Here is a 17,371-nt window from a genome sequence, read left to right as displayed (position 1 = left end):
GCTTCCGATTGATACTAAAAGGCATGATTAGTATCAACAACATGATCAGGAGTATTTTTGTGACCGATCGTTTAGCGGCTCTTTTGGATCAATTTCCCGTAACTGCGCGTATCTTCAACACCAGCGCGCTCTGTGGGATAAACGACTTGAGTCGAAGTGACGAAGTCGGATACCTCCATCTGATTCGCCAAGGGCGGGTGGCGGTTTATCACGGGGGGCAGGAGATGGCACAAATCACCGAGCCTAGCCTGTTGCTCTATCCGCTGCCGATAGCGCATCGTTTTGTGACGGATCCGGAACGGGGGGCTGATTTCGTTTGTGCCGATCTCGGTTTCGAAGGTGGCGCGAGCAATCCGATAGTGATGTCGCTTCCTACTTTCATTTGCTTGCCGCTGGCGATGATAGGCGGTGCCGAATCCATGCTGAACCTCCTTTTTACCGAGGCGTTTGCGCAGAATTGTGGGCGTGAGGCAATGCTGAACCGCATGGTCGAAATCGTGTTGATCCAGGTGCTCCGGCATCTGATGGAAGCGGGTGGCATTCAGGTCGGGATGCTCGCCGGGATGTCCCATCCCCGCCTTCGCATGGCATTGGTTGCCATGCATGAGAAACCCGCTCATGACTGGTCCTTGGAGGAACTTGCCAAGCAGGCGGGGATGTCGCGAAGTGTGCTGGCAAATACGTTTCGCGAACGGGTAGGTAGTACGCCCGGTGCCTATCTGCAGCGCTGGAGAGTCAGCCTTGCCCAGCGCGAACTCCTGCTCGGGCGATCCTTGAAATGGGTCGCCACCCTGGTCGGCTATGGTAGCGAAGCTGCCTTATCCCGCGCATTCAAAGCGAACTGCGGCGTATCCCCCAGGCATTGGCTGGCAGAACGCCGTGCGAGAAGCAGCGGATAAGCTGCCTCTCGCGGGCAGACATTAACATCGCCGGCAAGCCGACCTCGAGCGCTCGTATCAATAGTGGGGGACGGAGCCCGATGCTCGGTTCTTTGTATGCGATTACTGCAAACGCAAAAACTATGTGTAGCACGCACGACTGGAAGACAGTCAACACAACACATACGGAGTTACCTGTAGACAGTTTCGAACTGTGCATGGGGGTGAAGGGTGAGTAGCGATTTTCGGTAAGCGGCCGCTCGCTCATCTCACCACAAAATTCTCGTTGAACACGTTCGAATGGCGGTAATGCGACGGGGTGCGGTCGCCCAAGCAGCAAGGCCTGGATAACCGCTGAGGCCGACTTGCGCGCATTGACGATCACCCAGATTCCCAAGCCTTGACGGCAGAGCGCTTCCGGCGAGCGACCGGCGCTCCTTCGCCGGCGCGCCCAGACGGCGACTGAAGCTTTCCTGCTTCAGTCGGTAAACACCTTCCGTATTGCATCGAAGATGGATTTGAGCGGCGACTCCTCGACGTCCACGGCCTTGACCCCGTCATCGCCCTTGAATTCATCGTAGAGCCAGTCGCCATCGACGTAGGAGACGCCCGGCGGCGGCTTTCTTTCGTTGGCCGGCTTGCCGGATAGGAACTGGCGCATGTAGTCGATCCAGATGGGCAAGGCCAGCGTCGCGCCGAATTCCCGGCCACCGAGCGATTTAGGCTGGTCGTACCCCATCCACGAAACGGCTACGACATTCCCGGAATAGCCGGCAAACCAGCCATCGACGGCGTCGCTGGTGGTGCCGGTCTTGCCGGCCAGGTCGTTGCGCCCGAGGCGCTGGCTCGCCTGGGCGCCGGTGCCGCTTCTGACCACCTCGCGCAGCATGCTGTCGATGATGAAGGCGTTGCGGGGGTCGATGGCCCGTTGCTCTTCCTGCCTGGGCGGCGGCGCAGGTGCCTCCCACAGCACGTTGCCGCGGGCATCGGTGATTTTCTGGATCAGCCGTGGGGTGACCCTGAACCCGCCGTTGGCGAACACCGCGTAGGCGCCGACCATCTGCAGCGGGGTGACCGAGCCGCTACCCAGCACCATGGTCAGGTTGGCCGGATGTTTGGCCGCATCGAAACCGAAGCGTTGCAGATAGTCGCGCGCATATTGCGGCGAGATGGCTTGCAGCAGGCGGACCGCGATGACGTTCTTCGAGCGGGCCAGCGCCTGGCGCAGGCTGATCGGGCCGTCAAAGCCGTCGTCATTGCGCGGCTCCCAGGCCTGGCCGCCTTCGCCGCCGGGCAGCGAGAGCGGCGCATCGTTCATCAGGGTGGCCGGCGAGAAGCCTTTTTCCAGCGCCGCCGAATAGACAAAGGGCTTGATGCTCGATCCCGGCTGGCGCCAGGCGCTGGTGACATGGTTGAACTGATTGCGGGAGAAGTCGAAGCCGCCGACCATGGCCCGGTAAGAACCGTCCTCGGCGTTCAGCGCGACGAAGGCGGCATCGACTTCCGGCATCTGCACGATCGACCACCGGCCCTTGGCGTCCTGGCTGGCGCGGATCACCGAACCGACGCGTATCCTGAGATCCAGTTTGGCGTTCGGCTGCAGGGAACGGGCGGCAAAACGCAGCCCGTCGCCCTTGATTTCCAGCGTGTCGCCGGAGGCCGGTTCGGCGCGCACGCGCTTGGCGGAGACTTCGGTGACGACGGCCGCGATCAGGTTGTCGCTGCCGGGATGCCTGGCCAGGATCTGGTCGATGGCATCCTCCTGCTCGTCAGCATTGTCCGGCAGCTCGACATAAGCTTCCGGCCCGCGGTAACCGTGGCGTTGGTCGTAGGCCAGCACATTGCGCCGGACCGAGTCGTAAGCGGCGTTCTGCTCGGCCTTGTCGAGCGTGGTATAGACATTGAAGCCCTGGGTATAGGCCTCGCCCTTGTATTGCGCATAGAGCTCCTGGCGCACCAGTTCGGCGACATGGTCGGCATGGGCGTCGAACTGCAGGCTGCGGCCGATCTTGAGTGGCTGGCCGACGGCCTCGTCGTGTTGCACCTGGGTGATCTTCCCGAGGTGCAGCATGCGCTTCAAGACGAGTTCCTGGCGGGCCTTGGCGCGTACCGGATTGACCGCCGGATTGTGCTTGGCCGGGTTTTGCGGGATGCCGGCGAGCATGGCCGCTTCGGCCAGGGTCAGCTCGGCGAGCGGCTTGTTGAAGTAGGTGCGGGCGGCGCTGGCAAAGCCGTGCGTGCGCTGGCCGAGGTAGATCTGGTTCATGTAGAGCTCGAGGATCTGGTCCTTGCTCAAGGCCGATTCGATGCGGTAGGCCAGCACCACCTCGGCCAATTTGCGCTTGACGGTTTTTTCCTGCGAGAGGAAGAAAGTGCGCGCCACCTGCATCGTGATCGTCGAGGCGCCCTGCCGAAAACCGCCGGTCAGATCGGCCGCCAGCGCCCGCGCAACCCCGCGGTAATCGACGCCGCCGTGCTCGTAGAAGCGCGAATCCTCGATCGCCAACAGCGCATCCTTGAGGACCGGGGGAATTTCCTTGATCGGCGTGAAGTCCCGGTGTTCCTCGCCGAATTCCCCAAGCAGCGCGCCATCGGCCGTATAGATACGCAACGGTATCTTCGGGCGATAGTCGGTCACGACATCGAAGGCCGGCAGGTTGGGCAGGACGGTGACGAGCATGGCGCCGACCAGCACCAGCAGCATCAGGGCGCCATCGGCGCTCAGCGCCAGCAGCGTGCGCCGCAGGTCATTGCGGTAACTGGCGAGCGCAAAGGGTAAGGCAAGAAATCTGACGACGGTCGAGAAGAAGCTCACGCACTGGTCCTGGCTAAGGTGCCACCTTGGGCGGTTGATGGCCGCCGACGGTTGCCAAAATGAAGATCAACGGGATTGAACCAGAATGTAACCCCGATTCTCGACCACGTCCCTGGTTCGCATCCCTTTGAGCAAGGTCGCCAGGGGCATCCAAACCCAGGGATAACGGCTGGGATTCACATCCAGGATCAGTACCGAATCCGTTGCCGCGTCGTAGGCTCCAAGCGGCGAGATATGCCCGCCACCGGATTGACCAATCGCTTCGCGCTGATAATTGACGATTACGAAATCACCGGCCCGGCTCAGGTTGTCGATAAGCTCCTTGCGAATATCGGCTTCTGCGACATCTGCATTGACGATCACCAAACGGGTGACGACGTTGTGGGCCTGGAGCATTTCGTCAAGCTGGCGCAACTGGTAGCCGCCATCGCGCACGGCTTTGTCGTTGATCCTGGCCGGTTCGCCAAAGACTTGCGCCCGCGTTTTCTTGCCGGCAGCAATGACGCTTTCCTGGGTATGCCGGGGAACAGTCAATTCCAGATTTTTCGGCAGATACCGCGCATCCTCCGGCAGCAGTCTGCTGCGATCACGTGGCGCCTCATTTCCCTGCGGGTGCAAGGCATTCAGCACAATGGCCGCCGATGTCGGGCCGCAGAATGCGATCGTCGCCTGGGCTTCAAACTGATTGGCTAGCGCAGCGAAGTCTTTTTTTGCTGTCGCCCGAGCCAATCGCTCCCCGCCTTCCTCAGAGACAAACGGGACGAGCGTTTGGAGTTTCTGCTGCGGCGCGTCGTCACGAGCCAGTGCGAAGGTGTGCAGTACACCAGTCATCAACAGAGCAGATGCAACGCGGGCAAGGAATAACATTCGTCTCTCCAGTGGATGGGGCAAGCATCGATCGCCAGCCGTGAAACACCCTGTCGGCGCCAGCCAAACCGCCCATCAGTCCGGCGGCAGCACGCCAAGGCTTTAGCTCGGGCGTTGCTACGGCCAGGGATTTTGGCATTGCCGCATTTTAGCGCCCCGCCCATGGCGGTTTTCGAACAATTTGCCGCCACCATTCATCGCCACGGCTTTGGCGCGGCGGCCGGGTTGAGGATGTTTAACCTAGCGCTACCAATGTGCGTCTTTTTCGAGCGAGCTTCGTCTCCTTTGGCATGAAGCATCGATAGACCGCAAATTTTCACATTGAAGCCCGGAGAAAACCCATGAGCGCAGTTCCCATTGAAATGGCCGATCGCCGCAAATTGATTCAATGGTTGCTTGGCATTTCCGTTGCTACCGTCGCTTGGTTCATTGCCTACAGCCAGCTTTCCGATTTCGCCGAATGGCTGGTCGGCCTGTTAGGGCTGTCACGCCAGACGCATTTCGGTGAAGCCATGCATTTCTTTCTGTACGACACGCCGAAAGTACTGTTGTTGCTGACCGGCATCGTCTTCGTCATGGGCATCATCCAGACCTTCTTTGCGCCGGAACGCACCCGCGCCCTACTCTCCGGCAAGCGCGAAGGAGTCGGCAACGTGCTGGCGGCCAGTCTGGGCATCGTTACTCCGTTTTGCTCCTGCTCGGCCGTGCCGCTGTTCATCGGCTTCCTGTCGGCCGGCGTGCCGCTCGGCGTGACCCTCTCTTTCCTGATTTCGGCGCCGATGGTCAATGAAGTCGCGCTGGTGCTGCTGTTCGGCATGTTCGGCTGGCAGGTCGCCGCTCTCTATCTCGGCATGGGACTGCTGATCGCCATCGTTGCCGGCCTGGTCATCGGCAAGCTGAAGATGGAACGCTTTCTTGAAGACTGGGTACAGAAAATCCTCGCCGGGCAGACGGCCCATCCGGTTGACGAGAAGTTTTCCTGGCTGCAGCGCTTTCAGGCCGGCCGCAACCATGTCCGGGAAATCGTCGGCAAGGTCTGGCCTTACATCCTGCTCGGCATTGCCCTCGGGGCCGGCATTCACGGCTTTGTGCCGGAAGATTTCATGGCCTCCTTCATGGGCCGGGATGTCTGGTGGGCGGTGCCGGCCGCCGTCGTACTCGGCGTCCCGATGTACACCAACGCCGCCGGCATCATCCCGATTGTTGAGGCGCTGCTCGGCAAAGGGGCTGCGCTGGGCACGGTGCTCGCCTTCATGATGGCGGTGATCGCCCTCTCGGCACCGGAAATGATCATCCTGCGCAAGGCGCTCAAGCCGACCTTGATCGCCACGTTTGCCGGTGTCGTGGCGGTCGGCATCATGCTCGTCGGTTATGTCTTCAACTGGCTGTTGTGAGGCAAGCCCTTCGCACTCGCCAATTCAATGAAAGGAAGCACCATGAAAAGCATCAAGGTTCTTGGCACCGGCTGTGCCAACTGTCGTAACACCATTGCCCTGGTCGAAGCCGTCGCCAGGGAAAAGGGCGTCGCGATCAGCCTCGAAAAAATCGAGGATCTGCCGGCCATCATGGCCTATGGCGTGATGTCCACACCCGGCGTGGTGATCGATGGCACGGTGGTGCACGCCGGCGGCGTGCCGACACGGAGCAAGGTGGAAGGCTGGCTGTAGCCGGAAGCGGAGGCAGCCGCCAGCCACCTCCGCCCTAGCTGTCATTTCGTTTTGCCGGGGATTCGATCATTGACCGCTCGCGGGTTTCGATTTCCAGGCCTTGCCGTGCGGCGGAGCGATCCAGGTGATCGAGCACGCGGGGAAGCGCGAAATGCCGGCCAGATTCAGTAATGCGATTGGTCTTTACCTGTCTTAATCTAAACTGCGAAGCCGTAATCGGGTGACGCCCGCTTTGGCATCATCGATTGCCGATCATGATCCGACTGATCGGCATCGAGCCGGGGCCTGCTCCGCATACGACAAACGCTCTTTCGTCCAAAAACCGCAGCAACTCTTTCATATAACCAATCCATTTCTCATGCTTCTGAAAACATTCGTCCTATCGCTACTCCTGCTCTCCGCCTCAATCGCCAATGCCGGCCCGGCGCCAAGCATCTACGTCGCATCGACCATTCCCTACGCCGCCCCGGCCGCCGACGGGAGCACCTCGCCCGGCCAGGAGTGCCCTTGGGACGCCCGTCTTGTCGAGTATCTGGCCAAGAGCAGCGGCAACCGGGTGGTCATCACGCCCAAACCGATGGAAGCCCAGGGCCAAAAACTGATACTGACCGGGCGACTCGGCCCGACCGTCGGCACCGGCGAAAAGGCGGCGCCAAGCTGGATCGAGGTAACGGGAACGCTGCTCGACGAAAACGGCAAACCCCTCGGCGACTTCGGTTTTCGCGACGACCGGTATTCCGGCAATCTGCACAAGTGCAAGCAAGCCATTCGCCTTGGCGAAGGCCTGGGGGACAGCATTGCCGGCTGGCTGGAAGAGCCGAAGCCGGGCATCAAGATCGCCGAAACGATCAACACGCTGCGGGACGACACTATCGATCAGGAGATCAAGAAATCCTGCCCGTGGAACACCGAACTGCCAAACTACCTGACCGGGATGACCTTCGGAAACGTCTATCAGGTGACCGACGATATCGGCACTGCCGGCGGCAAGAAACTGCTGTTGACGATTGTGAACTCCCGCCTGCTCGGCGGCGGGCTGTACTCAGGCTTCAAGTGGCTGACGGTAACCGGCTCGCTGGTCGACAACGATCATGAAATCGGCAGTTTCATTGCCGTGCGAAAGTCGTTTCGTGCCTGGACCGGATGCGGCATATCGGATCGCCTGAGCTACGAAATTGCCTACGACATATCCAACTGGCTGCAAAACCCGACACTGAATGCCCGCCTCGGGGATGCCGAGGACGCCACGGACGCCAACCCCTGAAGGTTTGGCGACAGACGCATTTTGATGGGCTTTTCGAATGACCACGGGGGCATCTGCCTTTAAATCCTGATGCCATTTGGCATCAGGCAGAAGGTAGCCATCTCCACATTCATTTCAATTAGCCCATCGATGGATTTGCAATATGCCAGTCCAATTCAATAATAATCGTTCAATAACCGTTGCTGCATGCGCCATGCCGCGACGGGTATAATTGATAATCCGCCACTTGTTTGAGAATTTCCATGGAAACCGATATAAATTACAACAATAATCCTCTGCACGGCATTGCTTTAAAACAATTGATAACCGAAATAGTCGACCACTACGGCTTTGAAATTCTATTCGCCTATTTAAATATCAATTGTTTTAATAAAAACTCGAGCATTGATTCCAGTGTCAAATTCCTTAAGAAGACGGATTGGGCACGCGAAAAAGTCGAAGCATTTTATTTATATCAATTCAAGAGCTTGCCTCGAGCATCTGACGAACAATTTGAATTGCCGCCCAGAGATCGCATTATCCCACCGGGTCAAACGCCGGGCAAGCCGGCTGAATTGAGTCTGGAAGACGCCGAGCGGTTGCGCGAAAAACGCGCCAAAAAAGCGGCTCTGCGAGACCAAGATACAGACCACCGCTTCAAAACCGACAAGCGTGTATCGAATAATGCAAGAGCCTCTGTTAGTCACGATCCAGATCCATGGGCGAAGTGGAAAAAATAAATCTGGTTCCAAAATATTTTAAGGCTGGGGTTAGCTATGGGTTTCGGAAAAACCATCTCGCCGCCAATATCGCGCACCTGGCGAGTTGCAGCTAGAAGCGGCCATTGACATCTTTCCTTCAATGCAGACATTCGCAGCTGATGCGTATTCGGTTATGCTATCAACATTCGAATCAGACGAATATTTATTCTAAGCACAGCTAGGAGCTTATGTGAAAACGCGATTTTCAATTTTAGTGATAGCAGCTTTGCTGACATTTCCATTCTCTGCTTACGCAATTAAATTTACGTTGGAAGAAACGATTACTACAGATGGGGTGAAATATTCGTTTTATAAATACGTGCCGAACATACGCATATCAGGATGCCCTTGGCGTCAAGCGTCTTACGTCTTTGCGGAATCGCTTCCCTCAGCGACGGTAGCGGTCAGAGGAGAAGGCTGTTGGATTCAAGATGCTTCTTGGGGTGATATCACCGTTTGGATCGAAAACCAAAAAGGCAATGATGTAACCCGTATGGTTCAACGAACTTCGGATGCGTACCGTCCAGATGACGTCATTTCGAATATTGAGAAATCAAACAAGATTTGTCAGACTGCCGAACAGGATACCGAAGCAGCTTGCGATAATCGCGAGTCGGCAGTCAAATATTTGCGCGTGCACGGATGGTGCTGGAACAAAAACACTCCTATTGATTCCAAAAAGCGTTGGTTCAGATGCCCTCCTCAATAGCATTTTATATTTATTGCGTTGAGTAACTGATAGCCCGCCCTCTACCATGCTAAGCGTCTACTGCGATACAGGTGCGTATCGTTCCGAGTTGTCAGAGCTGGAACGAAATGGGGCAATTCGCGTGTATCAATTCAAGTATGAGAACAAGAACCGGAAGATCAGGCATAGAGCATTGCCTTCTCGTCCAACCTGGAGCGAAACGAAATACACGTGCAATGAGCTTGAAGGCCTCACATGGAACGATATGGGAAAACAATCCGATCACTGGCCGGCAATCCAGTCCCTCATTGGGAAGGGCAATAGAGTCGATGCAAAGCACCTTGATTCAGCCTATATGGAGGGGTGCCAAGTCTTTCTTACCAGCGACAAAGGAGACATCTGTACTCACAAGCGGACGCTTGAGCAACTACTCGGAATCAAGGTTTTTCATTACCGTGAGGACTGGAATGAATTCCTCTCGCTATTCCCAGCAGCGGGCTAAACTCGGTCAACCGGGCCGCCTGCAAGCCGCGCGAGCCTGTCCCCTCCGCGCTTCACGCTCTGGCTGCCGAGTACCTTAAACATTCTGATTGACCGCTTCCCTAAGCCGACTACGGCAGCTTAGGGCTGCACAGCACCCATTCGCGGAAGCTGAAAGTAGCTACTCCACCGTATCTCGCGAGCCAACGCACAGGTTGGCCGCGCACATCTAAGCGGGATAGCCGCGCCCGAATACGAGCCCGCCGAATAAGACAAAGGGCATCACCGCCGCCGATTTGCACCGGGCAAACAGATCCAGTCCGACCTATTCCAGATCGTCAGGCCGGTCGATATCGCGGAGCACGCCGGGATCGGCCACCGGGCAAAGTTGCAGTCTGTCGCGATGGGCTTGCAGGATCGTTTTTCCGCCCTGGTCGCCGGTCAGCGTCGATAGTTGAGCCAGCCACTCCCGGGCAAAGCCGACTGGGTGGCCGCGCCGGCCGTTAAATTCGCTGGCCGCCAGGCTGGCGCCGGCGCGCAGGCGGGCGGCGACGGCTTGATGGCTGCTTGGCAGGATGAAAGGCATGTCGGCCAGGGCGACCAGCCAAGCGGCCGCTTCGGTACTGGCCCGGACGCCGGCGGCCAGGCTGTGGCCCATACCGGCATCGGCATCCGGGCAAATCACCGTTTCATATCCTTCGGCGGCGAGCAGGCTGGCCAGCGCCTCGCTGCCCGGATGCAGGACGGCCAGCCGGCGCTCGCAGGCCGGGTAGAAATGGCGCGCTGCCGCCACCGCCAGCGGCGTTCCGTCGGCCAGCGGATGGCGCAGCTTGTCGCTCCCGAAGCGGCTGCCCCGCCCGGCGGCGAGCAGGATGCCGACGATCGCGCCGGGCACGATTCAGCCGACGCCGCAGCCGACCGTCGCCGGGGCTCGCGCGGCGAGCAAGCCGTCGGCTGGCCGGACGCCGTTCTTGACGGCGGTCATCTCGGCCAGAATCGAGACGGCGATTTCCGGTGGCGTCCGGCTGCCGATCGGCAGACCGACCGGGCCATGCAGGCGATCGACTTCGGCCCGCGACAGGTCGAAATATTGCAGCAAGCGCTCGCGCCGCCGCTCGTTGTTGATCCGCGAACCCAGCGCGCCAACGTAGAAGGCCGGCGACTTCAGCGCTTCGAGCAGGACCATGTCGTCGAGCTTGGGATCGTGGGTCAGCGCCACCACGGCGCTGTGCGGATCAAGGCCCAGGGCGATCACCGCATCGTCCGGCATGCCCGGCACCAGGGTGGTGCCTGGGACATTCCATTCGGCGGCATATTCGCTGCGCGGATCGCAGATGTAGACGTGGTAATCGAGGGCCTGCGCCATCTGCGCCAGATAGCTCGAAATCTGCCCGGCGCCGACGATCAGCAGGCGCCAGGCCGGGCCGTGCAGCGTGGTCAGCGTCCGGCCATCCCAGCCCAGGGCATCGCCGGCCGAGCCGGCGCCGATGCTCGCCCCCGACTGGCCGACGACGACGCTGCGGCGGACCAGCTGGCCGGCCGCGAGGCGCTCGCCGAGCAGATGCAGCGACGCCAGATCCGGCGCCGGTTCGATCAGCAGTTCCATGCGGCCGCCGCAGGGCAGACCGTAGCGGCGGGCTTCTTCCTGGGTCACCCCATAGCTCACGACGAAGGGTGCCGAGGCGGTGAAATCGCCGGCCAGCAGGCGGTCGATCAGGTCGGTCTCGATGCAGCCGCCGGAAACCGAACCCTGCACTTGCCCGTCGTCACGCAGCGCCATCCAGGCGCCGGGCGGGCGCGGCGCGGAACCCCAGGTGCGGGCCACGGTGACCAGCGTGAAACGGTGGCCGGCCGCCGCCCAGCGGCGGGCGGCGGCGAGGACCTGAGTGTCCTGGCTGTCCATCTCAGGCCACCAGTTCCGCCGGATTGAACGGCATCCGATGCAGGTGCTTGCCGGTCGCCGCCGCAATGGCGTTGGCCACGGCAGGCGCCAGCGGCGGCACACCCGGTTCGCCGATGCCGGTTGGGGCGGCGGTGGACGGCACGATATGCACCTCGACCACCGGCATTTCGCCGATGCGCAGCAGCGGGTAGCCGTCGAAATTGCCCTGCTCGACGCGCCCGGCCTTGAGCGTGATTTCCCCGCTCAGCGCCGCGCTCAACGCGAAGCCGACGGCGCCTTCGACCTGCGAACGGATGTTGTCGGGATTGATCGCCGTGCCGCAATCGACCGCGCAGACGACGCGGTCGACCTTGACCGAACCGTCTTTCCGGACGCTCACCTCGGCGACCTGGGCGACGTAGGAATTGAAGGATTCATGCACCGCGATGCCGCGCCCGCGCCGGACCCCGGCCGTCGCCTTGAGCGGCTTGCCCCAGCCGGCCTTGGCGGCGGCCAGCTTGAGTACGCCGGCGTGGCGCGGATGCTCACCGAGCAGGTCGAGGCGCAGGGCCAGCGGGTCCTTGCCCATCGCCGCCGCGACTTCGTCGAGGAAGACCTCGGTCGAGTAGGCCGTGTGCGACGAGCCGACCGAGCGCCACCACAGCACTGGCACGCCGATATCGCTCGGGGTGTGCAGGTCGACGGTCAGGTTGGGAATGGCGTAGGGCAGGTTCGAAGCGCCCTCGACCGAAACATGATCGATGCCGTCCTTGACCATCATTTGCTCGAACGGCGAGCCGGTCAGGATCGACTGCCCGACCAGCCGGTGCGTCCAGCCGACCAGCTTGCCGTTGGCGTCGAGCGCCGCCTGCAGCGCGTGATGAAAGAGCGGCCGGTAGTAGCCGCCGCGCATGTCGTCTTCGCGCAGCCAGACCAGCTTGACCGGCGCCCGGCCATCGATCGCCTTGACGATGTGCGCCGCTTCCAGCACGTAGTCGGACTGGGTACAGGCCCGCCGCCCGAAGCTGCCGCCGGCGTACAGCATGTTCAGCTTGACCTGCGCCGGCTGGAGGCCGAACACCTGCGCCACCCGGCCCTGGTCGACGGTCTGGAACTGCTCGCCGTTCCACACTTCGCAACCGTCAGCATTGAGGCGGACGACGCAGTTCAACGGCTCCATCGCGGCATGCGCCAGGTAGGGAAAATCGAAGGCCGCGCTGACCACCTTGGCTGCCCCGGCGAAGGCCTGGCTGGTGTCGCCAGTCTGCTTGGCGACCAGCCCCGGCGTCTTGGCCAGCTCCTTGTAACGGGCCAGGATTTCGTCGCTGCCCAGCTTGAAGGCGGCGCTGTCGTCCCAGATCACCGTCAGCGCATCGCGGCCTTTCTTGGCGCTCCAGGTATCGGCGGCGAGCACTGCCACCCCCTGCGGGATCTGCACGACCTCGACCACGCCCTTGATCGCCTTGGCCTGGCTGGCATCGAAGGATTTGACCCGGGCCCCGAACAGCGGCGGATGGGCGACGACGGCGACCAGCATGCCGGGCAGGAAGACGTCCTGGGTGAATTGCGCGCTGCCGTCGGTCTTGGCGGCGCTGTCCTTGCGCTTGGCCTGCTTGCCGATCAGGCGGAAATCCTTCGGGTCTTTCAGCTTGACCGCGCCCGGCACGGCCTCGTTGGCAGCCTCGGCCGCCAGTTCGCCGAAGCTCGCCCGGCGGCCGCTGGCGGCATGGCTGACCACACCGTCGCGCACGGCGATATCGGCGGTGCCGACCTGCCAGCGCTTGGCGGCGGCCGAAACCAGCATGGCCCGTCCGGTGGCGCCGGCCTGGCGCATCTGTTCCCAGGAATTGGCCATCGCCGTGCTGCCGCCGGTGCCCTGCGCCGGCCCCCAGAAGACGTTGTTGTAGCGCTTGGCATCGGCCGGCGCGCCTTCGACGCGGACCTGTTGCCAATCGGCATCGAGCTCGTCGGCGAGGATGGTCGCCAGGCCGGTGTAGGTGCCCTGCCCCATCTCGAGATGCTTGGAGATGACGGTAACGCTGTTGTCGGCCCCGATGCGCAGGAAGGCGTTCGGCTCGAAGCTGGCAGCGGCTGCCGGGCCGGCCGCCGCGGCGATAGACGGCAGGCAGAAGCCGAGGGTCAGGCCGGCGCTCCCTTGCAGGAAACGGCGGCGGCTGAGGTTTTCAATATGGATGTCGGACATGGCGATCTCCTCAGGCCAGCGCCTTGGCGGCTTCGTGGATGGCGGCGCGGACGCGCACGTAGGTGGCGCAGCGGCAGAGGTTGCCGGCCATCGCCTTGTCGATGTCGGCATCGGTCGGCTTGCGCTTTTCGCTGAGCAGCGCGACGGCGCTCATGATCTGGCCGGACTGGCAGTAGCCGCACTGCACGACATCCAGCTTGCGCCAGGCGTCCTGCACCGCCTTGCCGACCCGCTGGCGGTCGACCGCCTCGATGGTGGTGATCTTGCGCCCGACCACCGCCGAGACCGGCAGCGTACAGGCGCGGGCCGGCGCGCCGTCGAGATGCACGGTGCAGGCGCCGCACAGCGCCTGGCCGCAGCCGTATTTGGTTCCCGTCATCTGCAGGGTATCGCGCAGCACCCAGAGCAGGGGCGTATCGGGCGCCACATCGACTTGATGCGGCTGGCCATTCACATTGAGGGTAATCATTTGGCAGGCTCCGTTGATCGGGTTGGGGTGGCTGGCGGTCTGTGCCGCCAGCGGTCGATGAGCGAGTGTGGATGACGGCGGCCGACGATCGTTAGCAACTTCCTGCGAGTTTCTTGCCTAATCGTGCACCGCCGGCCTTCGCCACTCGTCGCCATCCGGCGATTCCGTTAATCTCGACAGCATTGGAATTTCAGATCGGACCAGAATGAACACGATTAGTTCGGCATCCCGTCAGGCAGTGGACTTCGCCAGCCAGCGCGGCGAACTGGCGGCGATCATTGATCGATATTGCGGCGCCGACGGCAGTCATCCGACGCCGATTCCCGGCCTGACCTTCTTCCGCCAGAGCTCGCCGAGCACGCCGGCCTGTGCCGTGGTCAAGTCGGCTTTCGGCCTGCTCGTCCAGGGCGAAAAGCGGGTGGTGCTGGCCGACCAGGCCTACGATTACCACCCGCAACGCTACCTGATCACCTCGGTCGACCTGCCGCTGCTCGCCCAGATCACCAAGGCCTCGCCCGCCGCCCCCTATCTCGGCCTGGCGCTCGATCTCGACGCCCGCCGGGTCGGCGAACTGATCAGCAAGCTGGCCGCCGCGCCGGCATCCCCCGCCAGCCTGGCGCGCGGTCTGGCGATCGCCGACCTGACCGCCGAGATTCTCGATGCCGTGCTCCGCCTGACCCGCCTGCTCGCCACGCCGGCCGCCATTCCGGTGCTTGCTCCGCTGATCGAGCAGGAACTGCTCTATCACCTGCTGACCGGTGAACTGGGCGGCCGCCTGCGCGACGTGGCAATCAAGGGCAGCCAGAGTTATCAGATATCGCGCGCCATCCAGTGGATCAAGCAGCGCTACGCCCAGCCGATGGCCATCGACGAACTGGCCGGCGCGGTCAGCATGAGCAAGTCGTCGCTGCACCACCATTTCAAGGAGCTGACGACGATGAGCCCGCTGCAATACCAGAAGACCCTGCGCCTGCAGGAGGCCCGGCGCCTGATGCTGATCGAGCAACTGGACGCCGCCTCGGCCAGCCACCGGGTCGGCTACGAAAGCCCCTCGCAGTTCAGCCGCGAATACCGCCGGATCTTCGGCGCGCCGCCGCTCAAGGACATTGCCCTGATGCGGCAGGCGCCTTAGCGGAACCGGCCTATCGCAGTTAGCTAATAACGGCGAGCGGCTCTACCGCGCCTTTTTCGACCTCGACCACACGCTCCTCGAAGCGGTCAGCCACCCGGTGGCGGTTAACGCCGATGCCCGCCTCGGAGAAATCGCCCTTCAAAGGGGCTGGAAAACCTCGCTTGGCGTAGCCGCTAAGGCAATGCAGACGCGCGAAATGAAGGCGGCTTGGCTACCAGTTCTTCGAAAATGAACTCCAGAGCACGGCGCAACGCCGGCATTACTGCGGCCATATCCAGCTTGGGATTACGAATGGTGCGAATACTCAAGCCCTCGCACAGGGCATAAAAAATTTCGAGCGGACCATCCAAATCGGCTTCCTGGAAATCGATATCACGAAACCGGAGTCCATCCCGGATCAATTCCCGGAAGTGCTCCATGGCTTTTTGGTCAGCCGCCTGAACAATGCTGGCTACCGCCGGATTGCGCGCTGCCTCGGCAACGATTTCCAACATCAGCGGTGCATTCCGGTCGTTCAGCGTTTCTTCAATAACGAACTGCGCGTCCATTGTGGCGTGCAACAGATCGCCACCGGAACTGTTCTCGCGGAGGCGCTCGACAAGCGTCAGGAGATGCAGCACCTCCCGATCGACGATGGCCGAGATGATGGCTTCCTTGTTCTCGAAATAATGGTAGATATGGCCGACGCTCATCCCGGCCGCTTTTGAAATCTGCACCATGCTCGTGTTGTGAAAACCATGCAGCCGGAAGCAATCGGTTGCCGCATCCAATACCTGGGTCTTGCGCAGTTCGGCGCGAGGCTGTTCCGGCGGTTGATTGGCATTTGCATTCATTGCTTTTCCTCTTGTCTTCCCCGACGATTATTCTCGTCCTTGATGGCCAGGACCTCCGACGGAGATCTACCATTGGCTCAATCGTGAGATCCCTTGACCGCTACAAAACAAGTTCCTGGCGATTGGTTCAAGGCATTGGTTATCTTTTAATTCTAATATAGAATGAGCGCTCGAACTAGAATGAACGTTCACTCCATTCATGCACTCTCTGTCGTTGGACGGAAAGTTCTTCGCCCTTTCACCTGTGGAACGAGGTTGGCTATGGCAATCAAAATCAAACGGCTGCTCCCGGCCGGCGTCGCGTTGGTATTCAGCGCTGTCATGCTGAGCGGCTGTGGTCGCCAGGCAGCCTCGGAGGCGGCAGCGACGCCGCCGGAAGTCGGGGTAATAGACATCCAGGCGCAAGCGCTGACGCTGACGACCGAGCTGTCAGGCCGAACCTCGGCCTATCTGGTTTCCGAGGTCCGCCCCCAGGTCGGCGGGATTATCCAGAAACGGCAGTTCGTCGAGGGGGCCGAGGTCAAGGCCGGGCAGCCGCTCTATCAGATCGATCCGGCAAGCTATCAAGCCACTTACGACAGCGCCCGGGCCAGTCTGGCCAAGGCGGAGGCAAGCCTGGTCAGTACGCGCAACAAGGCTTCCCGATATGAAGAGCTGGTGGCCATCAAGGCGGTCAGTCAACAGGACAACGACGACAGTCAGGCCGCCCTGAAACAGGCGCAAGCCGACGTGGCCGCCGCCAAAGCCGCAGTCGAAACGGCCCGGATCAATCTCGACTACACCCGGGTAGCCTCCCCGATCTCGGGACGGATCGGCCGTTCCAGCGTCACCCCGGGGGCCTTGGTAACGGCCAGCCAGGCATCGGCGCTGTCCACCGTGCAGCAGCTCGATCCGATCTACGTGGATGTGACGCAATCCAGCGCCGAGTTGCTCCGTCTCAAGCGTGACCTCGCCAGCGGCCAGCTGAAGCCGGCCGGCGCCAATCAGGCGGCGGTCAAACTGCTCCTCGAAGATGGCAGCGCCTACCCCCTGCCCGGCAAGCTGCAGTTCTCCGATGTCACGGTCGATCAGAATACCGGCACCATCATGCTGCGCGCCGTCTTTCCCAACCCCAAGGGCGACCTGCTGCCCGGCATGTATGTCCGGGCGGTGCTGGAAGAAGGCGACGAGGCCCAGGCCATCCTGGCGCCGCAGCAGGGCGTGACCCGCGACACCAAGGGCAACCCGACGACCCTGGTGGTTGGCGCGGACAACAAGGTCGAATTGCGTGTCCTCAAGACCCGCCGGGTGGTCGGCGACAAGTGGCTGGTCAGCGAAGGCCTCAAGGCCGGCGACAAGTTGATTGTCGACGGCCTGCAAAAGATCGCGCCGGGCATGGCGGTCCACCCGGTCTCCGCGGACAAGGCCGTGCCGGCTGCGCCGGCCGCCGCCGCGCAACATTAAGGGGCATTTC

At 61.4% G+C, this 17,371-nt stretch carries 16 protein-coding genes; 8 read left to right on the top strand and 8 right to left on the bottom strand.

Features of this window, described 5'->3' with window-relative positions; translation table 11 throughout:
- Positions 1–23: 23 nt before the first annotated feature.
- On the top strand, positions 24–899 hold the full coding sequence (locus tag KI611_RS02315) for an AraC family transcriptional regulator (RefSeq protein ID WP_226418222.1): 876 nt from the start codon (positions 24–26) through the stop codon (positions 897–899).
- Positions 900–1,356: 457 nt separating this feature from the next.
- On the opposite strand, the gene KI611_RS02310 is transcribed toward KI611_RS02315, so the two are convergent.
- The gene (locus tag KI611_RS02310; RefSeq protein ID WP_226418221.1) at positions 1,357–3,693 is read right to left on the bottom strand and encodes a penicillin-binding protein 1A; all 2,337 of its coding nucleotides are present in this window, start codon (positions 3,691–3,693) and stop codon (positions 1,357–1,359) included.
- A gap of 66 nt (positions 3,694–3,759) precedes the next feature.
- Positions 3,760–4,560: a phytochelatin synthase family protein gene (locus KI611_RS02305; protein WP_226418220.1), complete on the bottom strand. Its 801-nt coding sequence runs from the start codon at positions 4,558–4,560 to the stop codon at positions 3,760–3,762.
- Between the two features lie 341 nt (positions 4,561–4,901).
- Between KI611_RS02305 and KI611_RS02300 the strand changes: the two genes are divergently transcribed.
- The 5 genes from KI611_RS02300 to KI611_RS02280 all read left to right on the top strand — a co-directional run bounded on the left by KI611_RS02300 (position 4,902) and on the right by KI611_RS02280 (position 8,940).
- On the top strand, positions 4,902–5,954 hold the full coding sequence (locus KI611_RS02300; RefSeq protein ID WP_226418219.1) for a permease: 1,053 nt from the start codon (positions 4,902–4,904) through the stop codon (positions 5,952–5,954).
- Positions 5,955–5,996: 42 nt separating this feature from the next.
- Positions 5,997–6,227: a thioredoxin family protein gene (locus tag KI611_RS02295; protein ID WP_226418218.1), complete on the top strand. Its 231-nt coding sequence runs from the start codon at positions 5,997–5,999 to the stop codon at positions 6,225–6,227.
- A 358-nt stretch (positions 6,228–6,585) separates the two neighbouring features.
- Complete coding sequence (locus tag KI611_RS02290) at positions 6,586–7,491, top strand: hypothetical protein (RefSeq protein WP_226418217.1); 906 nt, start codon at positions 6,586–6,588, stop codon at positions 7,489–7,491.
- Positions 7,492–7,733: 242 nt separating this feature from the next.
- Entirely contained in the window at positions 7,734–8,210 is a 477-nt protein-coding gene (locus KI611_RS02285) for a VF530 family DNA-binding protein (protein WP_226418216.1), read from the top strand.
- A 211-nt stretch (positions 8,211–8,421) separates the two neighbouring features.
- Positions 8,422–8,940, top strand: a complete 519-nt coding sequence (locus KI611_RS02280) for a hypothetical protein (protein WP_226418215.1) — start codon at positions 8,422–8,424, stop codon at positions 8,938–8,940.
- Between the two features lie 784 nt (positions 8,941–9,724).
- Here KI611_RS02280 and KI611_RS02275 read toward each other — a convergent pair.
- The 4 genes from KI611_RS02275 to KI611_RS02260 are packed head-to-tail and all read right to left on the bottom strand — an operon-like array spanning position 9,725 to position 13,953.
- Complete coding sequence (locus KI611_RS02275) at positions 9,725–10,294, bottom strand: NTP transferase domain-containing protein (protein WP_226418214.1); 570 nt, start codon at positions 10,292–10,294, stop codon at positions 9,725–9,727.
- A 3-nt stretch (positions 10,295–10,297) separates the two neighbouring features.
- Positions 10,298–11,302 carry an XdhC family protein gene (locus KI611_RS02270; RefSeq protein WP_226418213.1) on the bottom strand — a complete coding sequence of 335 codons (1,005 nt, stop codon included), beginning with the start codon at positions 11,300–11,302 and terminating at the stop codon, positions 10,298–10,300.
- 1 nt (position 11,303) lies between these two features.
- Positions 11,304–13,484: a xanthine dehydrogenase family protein molybdopterin-binding subunit gene (locus KI611_RS02265; protein ID WP_226418212.1), complete on the bottom strand. Its 2,181-nt coding sequence runs from the start codon at positions 13,482–13,484 to the stop codon at positions 11,304–11,306.
- Positions 13,485–13,494: 10 nt separating this feature from the next.
- On the bottom strand, positions 13,495–13,953 hold the full coding sequence (locus KI611_RS02260) for a (2Fe-2S)-binding protein (RefSeq protein ID WP_226418211.1): 459 nt from the start codon (positions 13,951–13,953) through the stop codon (positions 13,495–13,497).
- Between the two features lie 205 nt (positions 13,954–14,158).
- Between KI611_RS02260 and KI611_RS02255 the strand changes: the two genes are divergently transcribed.
- Positions 14,159–15,085, top strand: a complete 927-nt coding sequence (locus tag KI611_RS02255; RefSeq protein WP_226418210.1) for an AraC family transcriptional regulator — start codon at positions 14,159–14,161, stop codon at positions 15,083–15,085.
- A 19-nt stretch (positions 15,086–15,104) separates the two neighbouring features.
- Here KI611_RS02255 and KI611_RS22070 read toward each other — a convergent pair whose 3' ends face one another.
- Entirely contained in the window at positions 15,105–15,227 is a 123-nt protein-coding gene (locus tag KI611_RS22070) for a hypothetical protein (protein ID WP_264180022.1), read from the bottom strand.
- 31 nt (positions 15,228–15,258) lie between these two features.
- Positions 15,259–15,918 carry a TetR/AcrR family transcriptional regulator gene (locus tag KI611_RS02250; protein WP_226418209.1) on the bottom strand — a complete coding sequence of 220 codons (660 nt, stop codon included), beginning with the start codon at positions 15,916–15,918 and terminating at the stop codon, positions 15,259–15,261.
- Between the two features lie 261 nt (positions 15,919–16,179).
- On the opposite strand from KI611_RS02250, the gene KI611_RS02245 reads away from it, so the two are divergent.
- On the top strand, positions 16,180–17,361 hold the full coding sequence (locus KI611_RS02245) for an efflux RND transporter periplasmic adaptor subunit (RefSeq protein ID WP_226418208.1): 1,182 nt from the start codon (positions 16,180–16,182) through the stop codon (positions 17,359–17,361).
- The last annotated feature ends 10 nt before the right edge of the window (positions 17,362–17,371 follow it).

Origin of the sequence: Dechloromonas denitrificans, assembly GCF_020510685.1 — a bacterium.
In the GTDB taxonomy this organism is placed as follows: domain Bacteria; phylum Pseudomonadota; class Gammaproteobacteria; order Burkholderiales; family Rhodocyclaceae; genus Azonexus; species Azonexus denitrificans_A.
The sequence above is the reverse complement of the archived record's forward strand: the minus strand, read 5'-3'. Positions and strand labels throughout refer to the sequence as shown.